Here is a 20279-nt window from a genome sequence, read left to right as displayed (position 1 = left end):
AGAAGAATGGTTGATTTAGAGTGGTGTGAAGTAGTATAAGGTAGGTATTTTTATAACAAAATGCATAATATAATACTTCAAGAATTGATTTTATATATAGACGGAAATAAATCAAGATTAAAATGTTTGGTTGGTATGGTAATTAGTTTGCTGACGGGCAGCTCAATTTATCAAAAAGGTTTAGCACTTGGTATTTTAGGTGATGCTAAAGCGACGTCAAAAACTCATAGAATTTATCGTTTTTTAAAAGATTTTAATTTTGATTATATGAAGGTTGGCTATTTGCTATTAAGCTTTTTTGCTTCAAAAAATTATGTCGTAGCAATGGATAGGACAAGTTGGAAATTTGGTAAATCCGATATTAATATTTTATTTTTAGTAATGGTAATTGGTAAAATATCGGTGCCAATATTCTGGAAGACTTTGTCGCATGGTGGCGGGTGTTCTGCAGAATTTATGAAGGAATTTTTACAGAAATTTATTAATAATTTTGGCGTTGAAAGAATAAAATATTTGCTTGCTGATAGAGAATTTATGAATAAAGAATGGTTAGACTTTCTGATAAATAACCATCTAAAGTTTGTTATTCCATTAAAAATGGATCATAAAATTCGTCTTACAAAAGGTTTAAGAACTTTAACCATTGAAAGAATATTTAGTGATGTTAAAGCCTTAGAGTATAGGGCTTGTAGTGGTATATTATGGAATAGAAAGGTTAATTTTACCGCATATAGAAATGATAAGAGCGAGCTGATGGTTCTGGTGTCTTCAATTGAAATAGAGCAAGATATTTTTGCTTTATATAAATTTCGTTGGAGTGTTGAACGACTATTTTTGCACCTAAAAAGCGGTGGTTTTGATATTGAAAAAAGTCACATTGTAAAATTGGATAGATTTGAAAAATTATTAGTGATAACTGCTATTGCTTCAGCTTTAATAGTCAAAAATGGAATAATACAAAATGCCTTAAATCCCATCCGAATAAAACGGTACAAAACCATTGAAAGACAATTGTTTTCATTATTTACCTATGGCTTTGATCATATCAAAAATGCTTTTTATCAATCTACAACAGCCATAACGCAGCTAATATCCACATTATTAATACCTCCCAAACAAAAACTTTTTTCTATCCTAATACCATCTTTACAAAAATTGTAGGGTACTATGCGTCGTCACTCGCCTATTATAGTCAATTAACCTGAATTAGTGCCAAATAAGCACCCATCGTGCCGTCATTGCGAGGAGACCGTAAGGTCGACGAAGCAATCCACAAAAGTTATTAGAAATGGATTGCCACGCCACCTACGGTGGCTCGCAATGACGCTGAGGCTAAATACTAACCGGATTTATAACGTTGCTAATTCAAGTTAATTCACTATAGTCAATTCAGGAGGATTTGGTGCTAGGAGCGATGGAGCGACGCCTATAAGTAATAGGCGAGCGATGAGTGACGACGTCACCAACTTCTCATCAATTGACTATATAACAAGTTTTTATGCTATTCTTAGTCGGAGAGGCAATGAAACTAATTATATTAATTTGCTCGGTGAAAGTCGACGTAGTATTACTTAGAATAGAAAGCATTTGCTTCGATATTAGGTTGTGAGGGTTTTGCAATAATGCCCCAGATTCTCCTATATTCTTTAGCTCTCTAATGAAATCTAAAGGACTTTTATAGTTCAGCTGAATATTTTCATAATCAACGATAATCTCTGTAAATCCTGCCTGTTGTAACAAAGGTGTGACGTGATCAAAATGTATAAAAGGGGAAACATGTTGGAAGTGAGGGCGATTTGTTGCTATTTCAGCTTCGATAAATTTCATTCGTAGTTCCTTTAGGCTGTTACCACCGATAAAATTAGCAATAAATAGACCATCTGGTTTTAAAATACGTTTTATTTGTGACAGAAAATTTTGTACATCATTGATCCAATGTAAACCTAAGGAAAAAGTTACTAGATCAAAACTAGCTGTTTTAAGAGGTAAAATTTCTTCATCAAGTAGCAATTTTGGATTATGCTCAAAGGATTGTAACATAGTATTAGATGCATTAGTCACTACAATTATAGCATAGTTATAGTTCTGCACTAATAGTTTTGTTAATTGACCAGTACGCCCTCCTAAATCTAGAATATTGGGAAATTTTTTATCAATAATACTCAAACGTTCAATAATATCTTCTGCTGCATGTTGAAAAAACCAACATTTAGCGATATTATGAATCACTTTTTCACGGTTAAATTTTAACTTATCACGATCAAATATAATTGTTACCTAAATTTTAATCTAGCTAGCTTTTGGTAGTGCTACCATAATACCACTCTTATATTTCCTAATATTACTTACAAATGAAGGGCTTCGTTTATTTGTTGGGGTCGTTGTAGCTATATTATTAGGGTAATTCCCACTATACATATTAACAGAATTTTTATACAAGTCCATATTGTTAGCAATCTTGATAACATCTTGCTTATATTTATAGCCAAGATCATGAGTAGCTGAATGGTAATAGGCGATGGCTTTGTGCCAACTACCTAACTGATCATATTTAGCTTTGAGAAATTTAGCACCATAAGCAACGTTTTGCTCAGGATCAAAAGCTTGATTTAAGGAGTTAAACGCCTTTAAATGGTGTTTTAGGTTAATTTGCATGCATCCTACATCAATATTTTCTTTACCTTGAATAATTTGTTTTCTTACAAAGAATATCGCTTCTCTTTTAGTGTTAAAATGATACCCTTTCCCCTCAACATTGACAGTCCAAGGCCAAACCACCATGATTTTATGTTCAGTATGTTTTTTGCCAGATTCTTTTAAAGATATTGAGTATAGGGTGTCAGGAGGAATTTGGTGTGTTTTTTCGAAGTAAGGAAACATCTTTGAACATTTATGTGATTCAGCAATTTCCGCATCCATATTAGCATATGAATATAAAGGAAAAAGGCAAAACAAATATAGGACTAATATGAACCTAATAGACATAGTGTTATAAATACGTAATTTTACTTTGTCTTTGTAGCATATTAAAAATCTTTCTACAATACAAGTTATGCTTTAATATATAAATTAAAAAGTTGTCTATTAGCGAGCCACCGTAGGTGGCGTGGCAATCCATTTTTAATCACTTTTGTGGATTGCTTTGTCGCCACTAAAGTGGCTCCTCGCAATCTGATGTATCCCCACGAAATTGTTGCAAAATAGCAAGAATTGATAGAATATCTTCATTATTTAATGATGATGGAGATAGTAGGTTATGGATGTAAAAACAGTATTAAATGAAGTAATAAAAGAACATTGTCCTTTTATACATAATAATCGTTTAAATGCGTTACTTGATGTTGCAGAAGGCTTGCGATATAGTCAGAATTTGTCTTTGAGTGCAATTGGCAGGAACTTGAGTGGTGATAGTAAAGTAAAACATAAAATAAAAAAAGTTGATAGATGTATAGGTAACAAACATTTATATAACGAGGTTGATAATCTCTATAGTGCTTTATCATATTTCATATTTGAGTTTATCAAGCATTCTAATGATGACAGTGTTGTGATTGATTTATGTTATCTTAAAGATGATCGCATGGTACAAATGCTAAGTGCTCAATTTTGTACAAGAGGGATGAGTTTACCTTTGTATCAAGATGTGTTTGAAGAAGGTGAATTAAAGGGCAGAACGGTAGAATTTTTAAATAAATTAAAGAGTATAATACCTGATGGAAAAAGGGTTATTGTGATTATGGACGCTGGCTTTCATATTGAATGGTTTAAGGAAATAGAAAAACAAGGGTGGAGTTGGGTGTGTCGGGTACGACAAGGAAAAGATTTAAAATTAGCTAAGAATGAGGATTGGATATCAGTTGAAAATTTCATGCCATCAATTGGTTCAAAAACGATGGAATGTGGTACGATTCTGCTAACCAAAGCTCATAAATATTCCTGCAGAATGGTTACAACTTGCTAGCCTGAATATTGCATGAAAGAATAGAGACAAAACCCTTGTAATACTATATAATATCAGTGTTAAAAGAAGATTACATAGAGGGTTTTGCCATGACAAATTGTACAGGATTAATTTACCAATCGAAAGTAAAAAATCGTCAAATAGAAATAAATTTCACAGGAGGTAATATTAGTAGCGATGGAGGTGTATTATTGCTAAGAGAAGCAGATAAAAGACTTGGTCTAACTAATGAACTGGCTAAGATTTTTCCTGATAAGCGAGATTCTGATAAAATTACTCATACTATTTTAACAATGCTCAAACAGCGTATTTATGGTATTGCTCTTGGTTATGAAGATTTAAATGATCACGATAATTTAAGAAAATGTCCAGCTTTGCAAACAAGTATAGACACACTGGACGATATGGCTAGTAGCTCTACTTTATGCCGTTTAGAAAATAAAGCAGATCGTGGATTTGCTCTTAAAGCTCATAAGGTGATGATTGACAAGTTTGTCGAATCTCATAAAACCGTGCCGAAACAATTAATACTTGATTTTGATGCCACTGATGATGAAATTTATGGCAATCAAGAGGGGAAGTTTTATCATGGATATTATCGTCATAATTGCTTTCTACCTTTATATGTTTTTTGTGGAAAAAAGCTGTTAGTAAGCAATCTTCGCAGCTCAAAGCTAGAACAAGCAAAGCATAGCTGGGCAATATTATCTCTATTAGTCAAGCGTTTTCGTCAATCGTGGCCTGAAGTAGAGATTATTTTTCGTGGTGATGGTGGATTTTGTCGTCATCAGATGCTGGATTGGTGTGATGAAAATAATGTAAAATATATAGTCGGAATAGCCCAAAATACTAGACTCAACAAGCTGCTTGAGCCATTGATGCAACAATCTAACGAAGCCTTCACAATTAGCAAAGAGAAGCAACGCTTTTTTAGTGAATTTAAATATAAAGCTGATAGCTGGAGTCGTCATCGTAAGATAGTTGGTAAAGCAGAAGTAACTAGCCTTGGTGAGAATCCAAGATATATAGTAACTAATTTAGCAGGTAAGCCAGAAGATTTATATGATAAAAATTACTGTGCACGTGGAGATATGGAAAATCGTATAAAAGAGCAACAGTTAGAGCTATTTGCCGATCGCACTTCATGCCATAAATGGTGGGCTAATCAACTCAGACTAATTTTGTCAAGCCTTGCCTATACATTAGTAGAATATACGTCAATTCGGGATAAGGATATTGTGAACATGTAGATTAAAATCAAATTTTGTTGAAGGTTTATTTTTCTTTAATGAGTAAGCAACAAGAGTAGATAATATATGGACAAAGGCATTTATTGGTGATCTATGTCTAGTATGTTCAAGGTTCATTTTATTTTTTAGATAATCAAAAACTGTTTCAATTAAGTTACGCTTTCGAAGTAAGATTTTTTCTTTCAAATCCATTAATTTATTTTCCATATTCTTCTTAATTCCATGAATCATTTTTAAGCCTCTTTCATATAAATTTAAGAACAAATTTTGCTTAATATAACCTTTATCAGCTGCTATAATTCCAGTTAATCTTTTTGTTAACTCCGGTACTGGAACCCTATCATCTACATTGCCTTTGGTCACTTTTAATGCCATAAACTCCCCTTTATTATTGATTATTACATGTAATTTAAAACCATAAAAATACCCCATAGAGGATTTACTATGTTTGGCTAATCCTTTAAAAACTTTATTGCTATAACGCCTTTTATTGTGACAAGCTTTAATCGTTGTAGAGTCAATAAAATAAATACCTGTTTCCTCACCAAACAACAAATGAATCAACATATTTAGCGGTATGAATAATCGTGCCATTAATTCAACAAATCTATTATAACTCAAGGCTTTGGGAAAATCATCCTTATGCATGCACTCTATATAACTTTTATAGAAAAATTTAAAATTCTTAGCATAGGATGTATGAAACATAATTATTATTGTTAACATTTCACTTAGACTCATGCTACAACAGCGATTTCTTTGCTTATTTGATGGTAATAACTTTCTCTGTTCATACTCCAAATAAATTTTACAAAAATCATCTATAAAACTATATAATTCTGTGATATCTTTTTTCATGCCTGTAGTTTGTTTTTTTGTTTAAAAATATAAATACTGCAGGCACTCCTTTTTGACAATCCTTTTATCTATTACTATTTCATCTATATCTTATCCCGAACTGACGTATAGGCAATATTCATGCAAAGTGTTAGTGGCATGGTTAAAAAGCGATACGGAAATTAAGAATTAGGTAAAATATGTTAAATGATTTTATACCAATTGCAATAATTAACACGGTGTGTTTATCCAGTCTCTATACATAATTGATTTTACTAAATCTACATTATGAGCAAATTGATTCCAAGCGTAACAAGCCATAGTGACGATATCTTCATATACACCATAACATTGGTTAGACAAGAAATGATTTTTGATCCATTCCCAAACTTGTTCCATTGCATTAAGTTCCGGTGCATAGGGCGGAAGCGGTATCAAAGTGATATTGCTTGGCACAGTTAGTTTTTTGGCTGTGTGCCAACCTGCATTATCCGTTAGTAAAGCTATATGTCGGTTGCCTTGAATACTGCGAGAAAGCTCTTCTAAGAATTTATTCATTGCCTGTGTGTTTGCATATGGTAAAATTAATGCAAAAGCTTCTCCTGTATCATGGCAAGCAGCTCCATAAATATATGTTGAAATGAATTGCTGTTGCCGAACTTTACGGGGTCTAGTGCCACGCTTAGCCCATATACGAGTTAAGCTACCTTGTTGCCCAACTCGAGTTTCATCCTGAGACCATATATCAACTTTACATCTATCGATATTTTTTGGTAATAATTTTGTTAACATGTCTGGGAAGTTTTTTTATATGTATTTTGAGTCTCTTGATTTGACTTTGGATGCATTGAACGAGAAGTAATCCAGCTAAAACCAAGGCGGTGCATAGTATTGTAGACTGTTTTTAAAGCGCATTTAGCACCATATTCCTCAAGTAACATGATATGTAGCTCCTTTCCAGTTATATACCCACCAGTTTTACTTTCACTGAGCGTATTGATTTTATCAAAAAGAGCAGACTCTTGTATAGTGTTAATCTTCCTAGGGGCGCCGCTTCTTTGTGATTCAAATAATCCTTCAAAACCATGATTCCTAAATCTTCTGAGCCATGATTGCACAGTTTTCCAGTGTGACTTCACTATTTCAGATATGGCTTTTAAAGATTTGCCTAATTGAAGGTGATACATCGCCAATAAACGTATACGATTTCGACCATGCGGCTCATGTTTCATCATTTTTATAAAATCATGACCATGAAAACCTTGTGGTAATATTAACCTAGCCATTTGAGTACCTTTATCAGTTAAAAACCCATTTTACACCACTGCGTTAATTATTGCAATTGGTATTATTGGTGGTGGTCAAGTTTTTCTACATAAGCTACGGATGTTACTTCAGGTTCTACGTAGCTCTTTCACGAGTTCATTGTTAGTGAGTGTTGCAATAGTCTGCGTTATCTCATACAAACCAGTACAACTATTAGATTTAAAGGCGGCTATGACTTATCAGAAAGCACTATTAGCTGATAGTTTTGATGATGCTGGCAGCTTTATTAGAAACGCGATTAACCCCAATGCTAAGGACTATTATACTAAAATAGATGCTTATGACAAAAAAGGTTTATATGCCAAAGATATTGATCCACGCAAAATTCTTAAATCACGATTCTATAGAGCATCTTACCTTTCAGTATGGGAGTTTGTTAAAATACAATTAGCTCTTACTGTGCTAGTCATGTTTGGCATCTTTGTTTTAATCTATCTGCTATGGTCAAGATTTGGCAAAGATATAAAAGTAGAAAAGCAGAAAGATGGTAGCAATAAAGTATTGACTAGCAAAGAAGTTAGAAAGTGCTTGCGTAAAATTGGTAAAGCCAGCGATCTAACTATTGGTGATATGCCTCTAGTGAAAGATATGGAAACTAGGCATGTGTTAATTACTGGTGCAACAGGTGCTGGTAAAACTAATCTCATGAATAATTTACTGATTCAGGTAGAAGCAAAAGAGCAACCGGCTATTATTATTGATCAAACTGGGGAGATGATTGCCAAGTACTACAATCCACACCGCGGAGATATTATCTTTATACCAATTGCAATAATTAACGCAGTGGTGTAAAATGGGTTTTTAACTGATAAAGGTACTCAAATGGCTAGGTTAATATTACCACAAGGTTTTCATGGTCATGATTTTATAAAAATGATGAAACATGAGCCGCATGGTCGAAATCGTATACGTTTATTGGCGATGTATCACCTTCAATTAGGCAAATCTTTAAAAGCCATATCTGAAATAGTGAAGTCACACTGGAAAACTGTGCAATCATGGCTCAGAAGATTTAGGAATCATGGTTTTGAAGGATTATTTGAATCACAAAGAAGCGGTGCCCCTAGGAAGATTAACACTATACAAGAGTCTGCTCTTTTTGATAAAATCAATACGCTCAGTGAAAGTAAAACTGGTGGGTATATAACTGGAAAGGAGCTACATATCATGTTACTTGAGGAATATGGTGCTAAATGCGCTTTAAAAACAGTCTACAATACTATGCACCGCCTTGGTTTTAGCTGGATTACTTCTCGTTCAATGCATCCAAAGTCAAATCAAGAGACTCAAAATACATATAAAAAAACTTCCCAGACATGTTAACAAAATTATTACCAAAAAATATCGATAGATGTAAAGTTGATATATGGTCTCAGGATGAAACTCGAGTTGGGCAACAAGGTAGCTTAACTCGTATATGGGCTAAGCGTGGCACTAGACCCCGTAAAGTTCGGCAACAGCAATTCATTTCAACATATATTTATGGAGCTGCTTGCCATGATACAGGAGAAGCTTTTGCATTAATTTTACCATATGCAAACACACAGGCAATGAATAAATTCTTAGAAGAGCTTTCTCGCAGTATTCAAGGCAACCGACATATAGCTTTACTAACGGATAATGCAGGTTGGCACACAGCCAAAAAACTAACTGTGCCAAGCAATATCACTTTGATACCGCTTCCGCCCTATGCACCGGAACTTAATGCAATGGAACAAGTTTGGGAATGGATCAAAAATCATTTCTTGTCTAACCAATGTTATGGTGTATATGAAGATATCGTCACTATGGCTTGTTACGCTTGGAATCAATTTGCTCATAATGTAGATTTAGTAAAATCAATTATGTATAGAGACTGGATAAACACACCGTGTTAATTATTGCAATTGGTATAATCCTTTCGATCAACGAGGCAAAGCTTGGGACTTTTGGAAAGATTGTGAATCTCGTGAGGATTTAGAGCGATTTTCCAAGATATTAATAGGTTTTAACAGAAAGCAATCCAACAGTCACTCTGATCCTTTTTGGGAAACAGCTGCCGAAACTGTCCTCAATAGCTGCGTTGAGTTTTTGAGAGGAAAAAATGCCTCCGTACAAGATGTAGCAAATATGGCATGTCATGCAGATATAGAATATCTAAAAATCGTACTAGGAGGCACTGAAGCCGCTAGATATCTTACAAGTGACTCCAAGCAAACGGCTGGCTCTATTGTAGCAGTACTGGCAGCAAATAGCAAACCACTTATGTACCTACAGCCTGCCGATGATAATGGAGCATTTTCAATTAAACAATACTTTGCTAATCTTCAGACAGGAAACAAAGCATGGTTATTTCTAGCAACCAAACCCAGCAGTCGTGCATTAACCTTACCACTAATATCTTGTTTAACTGAACTTGCATTAACGCAGCTTATGGAAATAGGCATAGATAGTAAACGCAGAGTATGGATTGTTATCGATGAGCTGCCAGCCCTTGGTAAACTTCCTGCTTTATCACCTATGATGGCAGAAGGTAGAAAATATGGAGCTTGCGTCCTAGCTGGTATGCAATCTCTAAATCAACTTTACTCCCAATATGGTCATTATGATGGATCTGCAATCTTCGGGCAGTTTGGCACATCCTTCTTCTTTAGAAATCTTGAGCCAGCAATTGCTAAAATGATTAGTTCTATGTGTGGTAGCCAAACTTTAATGCGTCAGCAGAAGAATACTAGCTTCGGTGCTCATGAATTTAGAGATGGAGTCAGTTATAACGAACAGTATCATAAACAAGATATTATTGCTGTAGAAGATTTAGCTAACTTAAGCGTTGGTGAGTGTTATACACTATTACCCGAACCTAGAGTTAGATTATCTAAAATACGTCAGTTCGGGATAAGATATAGATGAAATAGTAATAGATAAAAGGATTGTCAAAAAGGAGTGCCTGCAGTATTTATATTTTTAAACAAAAAAACAAACTACAGGCATGAAAAAAGATATCACAGAATTATATAGTTTTATAGATGATTTTTGTAAAATTTATTTGGAGTATGAACAGAGAAAGTTATTACCATCAAATAAGCAAAGAAATCGCTGTTGTAGCATGAGTCTAAGTGAAATGTTAACAATAATAATTATGTTTCATACATCCTATGCTAAGAATTTTAAATTTTTCTATAAAAGTTATATAGAGTGCATGCATAAGGATGATTTTCCCAAAGCCTTGAGTTATAATAGATTTGTTGAATTAATGGCACGATTATTCATACCGCTAAATATGTTGATTCATTTGTTGTTTGGTGAGGAAACAGGTATTTATTTTATTGACTCTACAACGATTAAAGCTTGTCACAATAAAAGGCGTTATAGCAATAAAGTTTTTAAAGGATTAGCCAAACATAGTAAATCCTCTATGGGGTATTTTTATGGTTTTAAATTACATGTAATAATCAATAATAAAGGGGAGTTTATGGCATTAAAAGTGACCAAAGGCAATGTAGATGATAGGGTTCCAGTACCGGAGTTAACAAAAAGATTAACTGGAATTATAGCAGCTGATAAAGGTTATATTAAGCAAAATTTGTTCTTAAATTTATATGAAAGAGGCTTAAAAATGATTCATGGAATTAAGAAGAATATGGAAAATAAATTAATGGATTTACGTCAGTTCGGGATAAGATATAGATGAAATAGTAATAGATAAAAGGATTGTCAAAAAGGAGTGCCTGCAGTATTTATATTTTTAAACAAAAAAACAAACTACAGGCATGAAAAAAGATATCACAGAATTATATAGTTTTATAGATGATTTTTGTAAAATTTATTTGGAGTATGAACAGAGAAAGTTATTACCATCAAATAAGCAAAGAAATCGCTGTTGTAGCATGAGTCTAAGTGAAATGTTAACAATAATAATTATGTTTCATACATCCTATGCTAAGAATTTTAAATTTTTCTATAAAAGTTATATAGAGTGCATGCATAAGGATGATTTTCCCAAAGCCTTGAGTTATAATAGATTTGTTGAATTAATGGCACGATTATTCATACCGCTAAATATGTTGATTCATTTGTTGTTTGGTGAGGAAACAGGTATTTATTTTATTGACTCTACAACGATTAAAGCTTGTCACAATAAAAGGCGTTATAGCAATAAAGTTTTTAAAGGATTAGCCAAACATAGTAAATCCTCTATGGGGTATTTTTATGGTTTTAAATTACATGTAATAATCAATAATAAAGGGGAGTTTATGGCATTAAAAGTGACCAAAGGCAATGTAGATGATAGGGTTCCAGTACCGGAGTTAACAAAAAGATTAACTGGAATTATAGCAGCTGATAAAGGTTATATTAAGCAAAATTTGTTCTTAAATTTATATGAAAGAGGCTTAAAAATGATTCATGGAATTAAGAAGAATATGGAAAATAAATTAATGGATTTGAAAGAAAAAATCTTACTTCGAAAGCGTAACTTAATTGAAACAGTTTTTGATTATCTAAAAAATAAAATGAACCTTGAACATACTAGACATAGATCACCAATAAATGCCTTTGTCCATATATTATCTACTCTTGTTGCTTACTCATTAAAGAAAAATAAACCTTCAACAAAATTTGATTTTAATCTACATGTTCACAAATATCCTTATCCCGAATTGACGTAAATAGTATTGCCAAACCAGGTTTGGAGTGCAGATATAACGTATATAAGACTGAGCCAAGGGTTCGTATATTTAGTAGCTATTATTGACTGGTATAGTCGTTATATTCTAAGTTGGCGAATCTCCATTAGTTTGGAAAGTGAATTTTGTGTAACAGCCCTTGAAGACGCTATAGAAAAATATGGTATGCCAAAAATATTTAATACTGATCAAGGAGTACAATTTACCTCGGAGAATTTTATTAGTATGCTAAAGCTACATAATATCTTGATTAGTATGGATGGTAAGGGACGAGCCTTAGATAATATTTTTATTGAACGTTTTTGGCGATCATTAAAACAGGAAAAAATTTATCGGATTATTTTAACAACAGTAAAGGAGGCAAAGACAGCAATTAACGAATATATGGACTTTTATAATAGACAAAGGATGCATCAAGCTTTGGATTATAAAACTCCAGAATGTGTGAGCCTTTCTAATTAAGTGTGTAAATTTTTCATAGGGCTTAAATTCTACCTTCAAATTTTATCAAAAAGTGAGCCATAGCTGCGTTCCAGTTCGGAATCGGCATAACCCATTTCTTGGTCATATAATCAATTGCCAAATATAAGGTCTTAAAAACGGCATTATCATTTGGAAAAACCCTTTTATTCTTAGTAACCTTACGTAATTGGCTATTGACAGATTCTATACTATTAGTTGTGTATATTACTTTCCTTATCGCCTCAGGGTATTCTAGAAAAACCATTAAATTTTCCCAATGAACATACCAAGATTTAGCAATTTGTGGATACTGTTTACTCCATTTAGCTTCAAAAGATTCTAAAGCAAGATGTGCTTCTTCCTCTGTGCTAGCAGTATATATAGGCTTTAAATCAGCCGCTAATTCTTTTCGGTCTTTATATGATACATATTTTAAACTATTTCTAATCTGATGTACAATACATAATTGATGTTCGGTTTTCGGAAAAACTGCTTCTATTGCCTCAGACATACCGGTTAAATTATCACTGCAAGCAATAAGCATGTCTTGCATACCTCTGTTCTTCATCTCAGTAAAATTACCAAGCCAAAATTTAGCTCCTTCATTTTCACTGTTCCACAATCCTAAAATATCCTTCCTTCCAGATAAATCAATACCTAATGCTACATATACAGACTTATTGATAATTCGTTTATCTTGACGTACTTTTACTACTAAACAGTCAAAAAATACTATAGCATATACTCGATCCAATGGTCGGCTTTGCCATATCTTGACATCCTCAATTACATCATCAGTAATTTGACTTATCAAACTTTCGCTAACGTCAGCTCCATACAATTCTTGCATTTGAATCTTAATATCAGATAAGCTCATTCCTTTAGCGTATAACGATATTATTTTATCATCAAATCCTTCAATACGTCTTTGACGCTTCGGAATTAATGCAGGTTCAAATGTACTACTTCTATCCCTTGGAACCTCAATCTCTACAACTCCATTATTTGTTACTAGATTCTTTACTTTACTACCATTACGAACATTATTGCTATCAGTATGACAATATTTATCATATCCTAAGTGATTATTCATCTCTGACTGCAATGCCTTCTCTACAAGCCTTTTGGTTAATTGTTTTAATAAACCATCCTCTTTAAATAAAGTTGATATATCTGTATCATTATTTATTAATAAATCTATTGCTTGATTCATTGCTTCATTTTGTTTGTGACGCATTATAATTTCTCCTTTTGTTATATTATATTTTTATATAACCTTTGAAAAATTTACACACTTATTTGTACAGAGCCAAATGTGTATATTTTGAAAAAAATATTGTATAAAAACAACAATTTAATTTTTGTGAATTATATCTCTATTTATCTAAATTTTTGTCTAGACAAAGGGGACCACCTTATATATTCTCCAATTTTGTTGTTATTATTAGAGAACTTTATAATCCCTCCCTTCTTACTTTTCAAATATTCTTTCTCCTAACACACTAGTTTGAAAGAAGGTTTTATTTTTACCATAGCTCACCACCAACAGTTTGTTTATGTTATTACATAATGCTTAGCATTTTGTTTGGTGCTTACGTCAAACTCAGGTTAACTTAAGTTCTGATGAATATAAGGGAGCGGAAATAGTGAGGTTATATAGCAAACGTATGCAAATAGAGGAGACGTTTCGAGTGATAAAAAGTCATCAATTTGGTCTTGCTGGAAGATATATTCGAACTTTAGATGTGAATAGATGGGGAGTTTTAATGTTACTATCTGCCATTGTTATTATAACATATTGGGTTATAGGTGTGGTAGGCTATAGCCAAGGTATGCAAAGAATTTTCCAACCTAACACAGTAAAAGATAAAAAGATTTATTCGTATTTTACCCTTGGGAAATTTATTATTGAATTTAATTATTTGCATGCCATAAAACCATTGGTAGAACCCCTGGCATCTATTATAAAGACGGAGCTTTGTCGTGCTTAATTTCGTGGGGATACATCAGCTCGCAATGACGGTTTCTCAATTATTATTTTGCTTGTTAGTCCAAATTGTAACCTCAGTTTTGACATTTCTTATCACGGATGATTGACAAGTATATTAAATTCAGATATATTTTGCTCTTAAATACCAATAATAAATTAGTAGAATTTATGACAAAATGTGTTAAAAAATCATTATTTGTTACAGCCGGTCTTGCTGTAATAGGTTTAGGGTTATTTTTTGGTAATCCTATCAGAGTTGATGCTGCGGTTAAAGAAGGGCAAGCCTTTTCAGATTGGGTAGTTAAATGCACCACAAGTGCTGATAAAAAACGGATTTGTTTTTTAAATCAGGCTCTTAATTCTACTAAAGATGATAAACAACAGGTGTTGGCTATATATCAAATAGGCTATTTTGGTAGCGGTAAGGAAAGAAATTTAAAAATGATACAAATAATTCCTACTGACGTTTCTGTTGCTCCAGGTACGTCTATTATCAGTTCCAAAAAATTAGTTGCTCCAGGTAAGTACGTTAATTGCACAAAAGATTCTTGCCAGGCTATTGCTGATATATCAGACACTGATCTTAAAACCATTTTATCAAGCGATGGTAATCCTATTGTTGGTTTTATGAATTCAGCCGGTCAACAGGTAAATTTGCCATTTTCCACGAAAGGTCTTGAAAAAGGTTTAAAAGCTTTAAAATAGTAATTATCTTGTTTTAAAATTGACTCCGCAAATCCTTGCGGAGTTTTCATGTGGTACTTTACATCATTCACTTCATTTTTACTTTTAGTAATGAGCTGATTTTTAGTAGCAGAAGGAGGGAAGGGATCGTTGTGATAATAATAAATGTAAAAAAGTTTTGCCATCCGAATTGTACAACAATATATCCTGAAAGAGCTGGAAAAATCGATCGTGAAAATCCCATCATAGAAGTGAAAAACGAATATTGTGTAGCCCGAAATTTACCTTGACAAATTGAAGCAATAAAAGCAATGTAGGCTGTCATAGTCATTCCACCAGTTATACTCTCAAAACCTGTCGTAATAAAGAATAAGGGTAGATTTTTACCATAAATCTCTTGCAGAATAAATAAGGTATGTGCTATGGCATGAATTACTCCAAATATCAGCAAGCTATCCAAGATATTCTTTTTTCTCATCACTGAGATAGCTATTAGCCCACCAATTATTGCAGATATTATGCCGAAAAATTTCCCTGCACTAGCTATTTCAAATTCGTTATAACCAATATGTATCAGAAAAGGATTAATCATCATACAAATAAAATCATCTGGTAATCTATATAAAATAAGGAAGATTATTATTAAAAAGATTAAATAAAAAGATCCTACAGGTCTCAGGATATTTTGTATAAAGTTTGAACTATTTACCTTATAATCCTGATAAGTTTGGGAAATTAAGTCATGCTTTAATCGTAAGATACTCACAACTAAAATAGCAGAGCAAATAAGTACAGAAATGGCAAAGATTTTATATATATTATTCCATCCCAAGTAGCTTGATAGATAAATAGCCCCGGAACCTGATATTAGCATACCGATACGATAGCCAAAAATATAAATTCCAGAAGCTGCTCCTTGAGATTCTTTGGCAATAATTTCAGTTCTAAATGCTCCTAGGACAGTATCTTTAGCTGAACTTAAAAATGATATTATCAATCCTACCAGTGCAAACAATATTAGACTATGATGAGGATCCATGGTACTTAAAAGAAAAATAGCAAATGCCAACAAAATTTGAATCAGACAAATCCAAGATAATCTATGACCAAGTAGCTTACTTAACCAACCTAACTTTACAGTATCAAAAATAGGAGCCCATAAAAAATTGATAGAATAAGGTATTACGATAACAGCAAACATTCCAATAGATTGTAAATCAATATTTTCTTTAGCAAGCCAATAGTTTAAGGTGTTGCCTGTAATCATTAAGGTAAATCCGCTAGTTAAACCAAACAACCAAATAATGAACAATTTTGAAGGAGTTAACATATAAATATCTAATAGGAAAAAACTATAATACAATAATAACTTTTCTATACAAGTTAAGTTACAGTCAATTAACCTGAATTAGTGCCGAATAAGCACCCATCATGCTGTCTATTACTCGATAATCAAGTTTTTTGCAGAGCTTATAAATAGTAGGTTGTTTGAAGGAAATTTGAATATATCCGAGTCACAACATCTATCTTTAAACGCAAAATTTGTCATATATGGACGAGTGAATTTGTCAACAAAGAAAATAAAAAAATAGAGCCACAAGAGTCTGTCCTATAGTTTGTGTAAGTTGCAAAGAAAGCAGTAAGAGATTACTGTAAAAAAAGTAACTTAAGCAAGCAAGGAGGAATTATGGCTAAAAAATTAGATACAGATAAAGATACATTAAACATCAGTAATCAGCTAGTAGAAGAATTATTATCAAAAGCAGATCCATCGGAGTTATTTGGTCGAGATGGTTTATTTCAACAGCTAAAGAAGCAAATAGTTGATAAAATATTAGCAAGTGAGTTGGATCATGAATTAGGATATTCAAAACATAGCAAGATGGCAAAAGTAGATAATAATAGTCGTAATGGTAGCTATGAGAAGACAGTAATTGATGGGGATGGTCGTAAGCTGACAGTAGAAGTACCAAGAGATCGGGAAGGAGAGTATAATCCTCAATTAATACCAAAAGGGCTGAGGAGATTTAATGGATTTGATGAGAAAGTGATATCCCTTTATGGTCGCGGTATGACAGTCAGCGAGATCCGAGGGCATTTAGAAGAAATATATCAAACTGATGTATCTGGTGACTTGATATCCACCATAACAGATGGGGTAATAGAAGAAGTAACTAGGTGGCAAAATCGTTGTTTAGATAGGGTGTATCCAATATTATACTTGGACTGTATCTATGTAAAATCTAGAGACAATCACATAGTAATAAATAAAGCAGTATATTTAGCACTTGCTGTAAATATAGAAGGGAAAAAGGAGTTACTTGGCATTTGGATAGGCAAAAATGAAGGTGCTAAATTTTGGATGCAAGTAGTTACTGAGTTAAAGAATCGAGGAATTGAACAAATTTATGTTGCTTGTGTGGGGTTTAAAGGGCTTTCCAGAAGCTATAAGCAGTGTATTCCCGAGTACTATAGTACAATTATGTATTGTACATATGGTTCGCAATTCAGTAAAGTATGTGTCATATAAAGATTTAAAAGAGGTCACATCAGATCTAAAACAAATTTATACAGCTAATAATGACGAAATGGCACGTTTAAAACTTCAGCAATTTGGTGTAAAATGGGATAAAAAATATCCGGTAATTTCTGATATTTGGCAACGTAATTGGTCTGGGATAATACCGTTTTTTGCCTTTCCTGAAGAGAACAGAAAGGTAATTTATACTACTAACACTATAGAATCTGTAAATCGTCAAATTAGAAAAATTATCAAAAATAAGGGGGTGTTTCCAGATGATAAGTCAATTCAAAAAATAATATTTTTATCCCTACAAAATGCAGCCAAAAAATGGACCATGCCTATTAAAGATTGGTCTTTAGCTTTAAATCAATTTGAAATACTTTGTGGAGATTTTAAATATGATTTATTGGAAAATAAAAAATGAACTTTGTGAGTAGACCTAACCAATTGCTTGGTTAAGCCCCTCCTCAGAACCGGACATGCAGAGCTACCGCATCCGGCTCCCGAAAGGTAAGATAGGCTTGTACCCTATTTTTTTTTGTTGGTTTTAGAACATTGAAATGGTCTTCCACTTATTTGGAAAGTCGACCCTTTTGAGTATTTCAGCTAATCTTTGCCAATTCATCTTACGCTTCCCACCCATTCTATTAAACCACCCATATATTGCTCGCCTAGTTTGGTGAATAAATGAACTTACTCGTCTTTGATTATCTGATATACCATGATAATTGATCCACCCCTTTGTAGCTCTAATGACTTGCAATAATATCTGTTCTTTGCCCCTCTCATTAAGGTGACTTCGTAGATATTCTCTTAGCCCTTTAAGCTTCTCGGTAAATCGATCTTTCCTTGTGGTATATTTTAATCTCCATATGTTACCAAACCTTGATTTACCCCAATAGCAAGTAAAGCCAAGAAAATTATAACTCTTGATCTTCTTACCTTGCTTAGCTAAGTCCTCAGCATGGTATCTACCGGACTGAATCATCTGCGATTTAGCTTCATTGATGTTCAAGCCATACTTGTTTAATCTTTTGGGCAAAACCTCATAAAACTTCCTCGCGTCTTCTTCATTCTCAAAGACGAACACCATATCGTCACAATACCTCACCATTCCAGTTTGCCCTCTTATGTTTTCCTTGCTGATTTTAGCAAACCAACAGTCAATAACATAATGTAGGAAGACATTTGCCAAAATTGGTGATGTTTTAGACCCTTGGCGGCATCCTTCCTTGTTAGTAACTGTAATGCCGTTTTCTATAATTGGTGTTTCCATCAGTTTCATAACTAGTCTTAGGAATCTTTTGTCAGATATTCTCTTTCTTAGGAATCCCATCAACTCAGAATGTTTGATTGAATTGAAGCACTTAGTTATATCAATTTCAACTACAGCTCCTTTATTGAAGTTATACGTAAGTCTATTCAACTCCTTAAGTGCATCATGGGCGTTTAATTTAGGTCGAAACCCGTAAGAACATTTTAAGAATATTGGCTCGAACACTGAGTTTAATATCTTGCTTACTGCCGACTCGATTATCTTGTCTTCAAAGCATGATATTACCAAAGGTCTTTTGCCTCCATCTTCTTTTGGAATCAATGTAATTCGTGCAGGTTTAGCTTGATATTGCCCCTTGCGAATTTTAGTAAGGAGCGAGAGCAAATTTGCTTCCAACTTCTTACCATAAACCGCTTTGGTTATACCATCTATTCCTACAGCTTTCTTGCTATCAAGTTCCTTATATTGTTCTTCTAACATCTTTAAATCAATAATATGTCCAAGATTATTAAACTTTATGTCTTGATTTTGTGATGATAGCAACTTTATACGCTCAAGTTTCGTTGACCATGTATTTCCGTCTATGCTGTGTACGGTCATTGTTTCCCTCTTACGTTCTTACCTTTCTGTCAGCCCTTCGCTCCACTCCCATTACGAAGCTTCATCACTACTACAACTGACTCAGCCATCCTTAACACCATCTCCAAAGCCTTATGTTTCGGCACTTGTACTTTGAATACTTACTTAACTCAGTAAGAGTCAGAACGCCCTCGCAAAGCGAGGGGCTTGACGGTTATGAGCAGCCCAAAGGGCTGCCATTGTTAATTAAAATTCTCCTGATTCGTCAGAGCCTAAACTATCAAGTTGCTCTTGATTCTTAATGTAGTGTTTGATCTGATTCTCTTCAAATCCTACAGTTGAGACCGCATAACCTCTAGCCCACAACTTTTCTCCATTAAAATTACGTTTTCGTCCACCAAACTGCCTAGCAACGGCTATAGCACTTTTCCCCTTGATATAGCCTATTACTTCAGCTACAGAATATTTAGGAGGAATCTTGATGAGCATATGCACATGATCTTGTACCATATGCCCCTCTATGATCTTGCTCCCACGTTGAAAAGCTAACTCATGGAATACGTTCCCAAGATATTTTCTAACCTTCCCGTACAATTCTTTTTTACGACACTTTGGAATAAACACAATATGATATTTGCAATCCCATTTAGAATGATTTAAACTTTCGTATGTTGTCATATATTTTCTCCTTTGACCGTCAAGCCAAAGAAGTTATATATGATAACT

Annotated in this window: 17 protein-coding genes and 5 pseudogenes; 13 read left to right on the top strand and 9 right to left on the bottom strand. The window is 33.5% G+C overall.

Features of this window, described 5'->3' with window-relative positions; all coding sequences use genetic code 11:
* Positions 1–60: 60 nt before the first annotated feature.
* On the top strand, positions 61–1161 hold the full coding sequence (locus NBW66_RS00605; RefSeq protein ID WP_250310546.1) for a transposase: 1101 nt from the start codon (positions 61–63) through the stop codon (positions 1159–1161).
* 312 nt (positions 1162–1473) lie between these two features.
* Here the strand turns inward: NBW66_RS00605 and NBW66_RS00600 are convergent, their stop codons facing one another.
* On the bottom strand, positions 1474–2217 hold the full coding sequence (locus tag NBW66_RS00600; protein ID WP_284346783.1) for a methyltransferase domain-containing protein: 744 nt from the start codon (positions 2215–2217) through the stop codon (positions 1474–1476).
* Positions 2218–2289: 72 nt separating this feature from the next.
* A complete protein-coding gene (locus NBW66_RS00595; RefSeq protein ID WP_250311434.1) occupies positions 2290–2919 on the bottom strand; it encodes a lytic transglycosylase domain-containing protein in 630 nt (209 codons plus the stop codon).
* Between the two features lie 337 nt (positions 2920–3256).
* Here NBW66_RS00595 and NBW66_RS00590 point away from each other — a divergent pair, with 337 nt between their 5' ends.
* Positions 3257–3961 carry a transposase gene (locus NBW66_RS00590; RefSeq protein WP_250311433.1) on the top strand — a complete coding sequence of 235 codons (705 nt, stop codon included), beginning with the start codon at positions 3257–3259 and terminating at the stop codon, positions 3959–3961.
* Positions 3962–4017: 56 nt separating this feature from the next.
* Positions 4018–5211, top strand: coding sequence for an IS1380 family transposase (locus NBW66_RS00585; RefSeq protein ID WP_250311432.1), 1194 nt, complete (start codon positions 4018–4020; stop codon positions 5209–5211).
* Here NBW66_RS00585 and NBW66_RS00580 read toward each other — a convergent pair.
* The 3 genes from NBW66_RS00580 to NBW66_RS00570 all read right to left on the bottom strand — a co-directional run bounded on the left by NBW66_RS00580 (position 5179) and on the right by NBW66_RS00570 (position 7334).
* On the bottom strand, positions 5179–6069 hold the full coding sequence (locus NBW66_RS00580) for an IS982 family transposase (protein ID WP_250310582.1): 891 nt from the start codon (positions 6067–6069) through the stop codon (positions 5179–5181). The two genes, NBW66_RS00585 and NBW66_RS00580, sit on opposite strands and share 33 nt — an antisense overlap.
* 210 nt (positions 6070–6279) lie before the next feature.
* Positions 6280–6840, bottom strand: a complete 561-nt coding sequence (locus tag NBW66_RS00575; protein WP_250310543.1) for an IS630 family transposase — start codon at positions 6838–6840, stop codon at positions 6280–6282.
* On the bottom strand, positions 6834–7334 hold the full coding sequence (locus NBW66_RS00570) for a helix-turn-helix domain-containing protein (protein ID WP_250310542.1): 501 nt from the start codon (positions 7332–7334) through the stop codon (positions 6834–6836). The genes NBW66_RS00575 and NBW66_RS00570 overlap by 7 nt, the downstream gene beginning before the upstream one ends.
* Positions 7335–7479: 145 nt before the next feature.
* Here NBW66_RS00570 and NBW66_RS00565 point away from each other — a divergent pair, with 145 nt between their 5' ends.
* The 7 genes and pseudogenes from NBW66_RS00565 to NBW66_RS00535 form a co-directional block, all read left to right on the top strand.
* Positions 7480–8166, top strand: coding sequence for a type IV secretion system DNA-binding domain-containing protein (locus NBW66_RS00565; RefSeq protein WP_250311431.1), 687 nt, complete (start codon positions 7480–7482; stop codon positions 8164–8166).
* Positions 8167–8196: 30 nt separating this feature from the next.
* Positions 8197–8697, top strand: a complete 501-nt coding sequence (locus NBW66_RS00560) for a helix-turn-helix domain-containing protein (RefSeq protein WP_250310542.1) — start codon at positions 8197–8199, stop codon at positions 8695–8697.
* Entirely contained in the window at positions 8691–9251 is a 561-nt protein-coding gene (locus tag NBW66_RS00555; RefSeq protein ID WP_250310543.1) for an IS630 family transposase, read from the top strand. The genes NBW66_RS00560 and NBW66_RS00555 overlap by 7 nt, the downstream gene beginning before the upstream one ends.
* A gap of 28 nt (positions 9252–9279) precedes the next feature.
* Positions 9280–10263, top strand: a pseudogene (locus tag NBW66_RS00550) (type IV secretion system DNA-binding domain-containing protein); the annotation flags it as partial.
* 79 nt (positions 10264–10342) lie between these two features.
* Positions 10343–11023, top strand: a pseudogene (locus tag NBW66_RS00545) (IS982 family transposase); the annotation flags it as partial.
* A gap of 100 nt (positions 11024–11123) precedes the next feature.
* Positions 11124–12020: an IS982 family transposase gene (locus tag NBW66_RS00540; RefSeq protein ID WP_250311430.1), complete on the top strand. Its 897-nt coding sequence runs from the start codon at positions 11124–11126 to the stop codon at positions 12018–12020.
* A 9-nt stretch (positions 12021–12029) separates the two neighbouring features.
* A pseudogene (locus NBW66_RS00535) lies at positions 12030–12500 on the top strand (IS3 family transposase); the annotation flags it as partial.
* Between the two features lie 22 nt (positions 12501–12522).
* On the opposite strand, the gene NBW66_RS00530 reads toward NBW66_RS00535, so the two are convergent.
* Positions 12523–13737 carry an IS256 family transposase gene (locus tag NBW66_RS00530; protein WP_250310568.1) on the bottom strand — a complete coding sequence of 405 codons (1215 nt, stop codon included), beginning with the start codon at positions 13735–13737 and terminating at the stop codon, positions 12523–12525.
* Positions 13738–14119: 382 nt separating this feature from the next.
* Here NBW66_RS00530 and NBW66_RS00525 point away from each other — a divergent pair.
* Both NBW66_RS00525 and NBW66_RS00520 read left to right on the top strand, forming a co-directional pair.
* Positions 14120–14491, top strand: a pseudogene (locus tag NBW66_RS00525) (transposase); the annotation flags it as partial.
* 167 nt (positions 14492–14658) lie between these two features.
* Entirely contained in the window at positions 14659–15195 is a 537-nt protein-coding gene (locus NBW66_RS00520; RefSeq protein ID WP_250311428.1) for an invasion associated locus B family protein, read from the top strand.
* A 67-nt stretch (positions 15196–15262) separates the two neighbouring features.
* Here the strand turns inward: NBW66_RS00520 and NBW66_RS00515 are convergent, their stop codons facing one another.
* Positions 15263–16504: an AmpG family muropeptide MFS transporter gene (locus tag NBW66_RS00515; RefSeq protein WP_250311427.1), complete on the bottom strand. Its 1242-nt coding sequence runs from the start codon at positions 16502–16504 to the stop codon at positions 15263–15265.
* Positions 16505–16861: 357 nt separating this feature from the next.
* Between NBW66_RS00515 and NBW66_RS00510 the strand changes: the two are divergent.
* A pseudogene (locus tag NBW66_RS00510) lies at positions 16862–18122 on the top strand (IS256 family transposase).
* Positions 18123–18245: 123 nt separating this feature from the next.
* On the opposite strand, the gene NBW66_RS00505 reads toward NBW66_RS00510, so the two are convergent.
* Complete coding sequence (locus NBW66_RS00505) at positions 18246–19574, bottom strand: reverse transcriptase domain-containing protein (protein ID WP_250310618.1); 1329 nt, start codon at positions 19572–19574, stop codon at positions 18246–18248.
* A gap of 225 nt (positions 19575–19799) precedes the next feature.
* A complete protein-coding gene (tnpA, locus tag NBW66_RS00500) occupies positions 19800–20231 on the bottom strand; it encodes an IS200/IS605 family transposase (protein ID WP_250310729.1) in 432 nt (143 codons plus the stop codon).
* Positions 20232–20279: the final 48 nt, after the last annotated feature.

The sequence above is a fragment of the Rickettsia endosymbiont of Oedothorax gibbosus genome (assembly GCF_936269705.1).
In the GTDB taxonomy this organism is placed as follows: domain Bacteria; phylum Pseudomonadota; class Alphaproteobacteria; order Rickettsiales; family Rickettsiaceae; genus Tisiphia.
This window is presented reverse-complemented; position numbering and strand designations above follow the sequence as displayed.

Excerpts from the sequence above, each read along its gene's own strand:
- NBW66_RS00515 (WP_250311427.1), bottom strand. The coding sequence starts at position 16,504 with ATGTTAACTCCTTCAAAATTGTTCATTATTTGGTTGTTTGGTTTAACT.
- NBW66_RS00530 (WP_250310568.1), bottom strand. The coding sequence starts at position 13,737 with ATGCGTCACAAACAAAATGAAGCAATGAATCAAGCAATAGATTTATTA.
- NBW66_RS00520 (WP_250311428.1), top strand. The coding sequence starts at position 14,659 with ATGACAAAATGTGTTAAAAAATCATTATTTGTTACAGCCGGTCTTGCT.
- NBW66_RS00560 (WP_250310542.1), top strand. The coding sequence starts at position 8,197 with ATGGCTAGGTTAATATTACCACAAGGTTTTCATGGTCATGATTTTATA.
- NBW66_RS00505 (WP_250310618.1), bottom strand. The coding sequence starts at position 19,574 with ATGACCGTACACAGCATAGACGGAAATACATGGTCAACGAAACTTGAG.
- NBW66_RS00575 (WP_250310543.1), bottom strand. The coding sequence starts at position 6,840 with ATGTTAACAAAATTATTACCAAAAAATATCGATAGATGTAAAGTTGAT.
- tnpA (WP_250310729.1), bottom strand. The coding sequence starts at position 20,231 with ATGACAACATACGAAAGTTTAAATCATTCTAAATGGGATTGCAAATAT.
- NBW66_RS00590 (WP_250311433.1), top strand. The coding sequence starts at position 3,257 with ATGGATGTAAAAACAGTATTAAATGAAGTAATAAAAGAACATTGTCCT.
- NBW66_RS00570 (WP_250310542.1), bottom strand. The coding sequence starts at position 7,334 with ATGGCTAGGTTAATATTACCACAAGGTTTTCATGGTCATGATTTTATA.
- NBW66_RS00580 (WP_250310582.1), bottom strand. The coding sequence starts at position 6,069 with ATGAAAAAAGATATCACAGAATTATATAGTTTTATAGATGATTTTTGT.
- NBW66_RS00605 (WP_250310546.1), top strand. The coding sequence starts at position 61 with ATGCATAATATAATACTTCAAGAATTGATTTTATATATAGACGGAAAT.
- NBW66_RS00555 (WP_250310543.1), top strand. The coding sequence starts at position 8,691 with ATGTTAACAAAATTATTACCAAAAAATATCGATAGATGTAAAGTTGAT.
- NBW66_RS00540 (WP_250311430.1), top strand. The coding sequence starts at position 11,124 with ATGAAAAAAGATATCACAGAATTATATAGTTTTATAGATGATTTTTGT.
- NBW66_RS00595 (WP_250311434.1), bottom strand. The coding sequence starts at position 2,919 with ATGGATGCGGAAATTGCTGAATCACATAAATGTTCAAAGATGTTTCCT.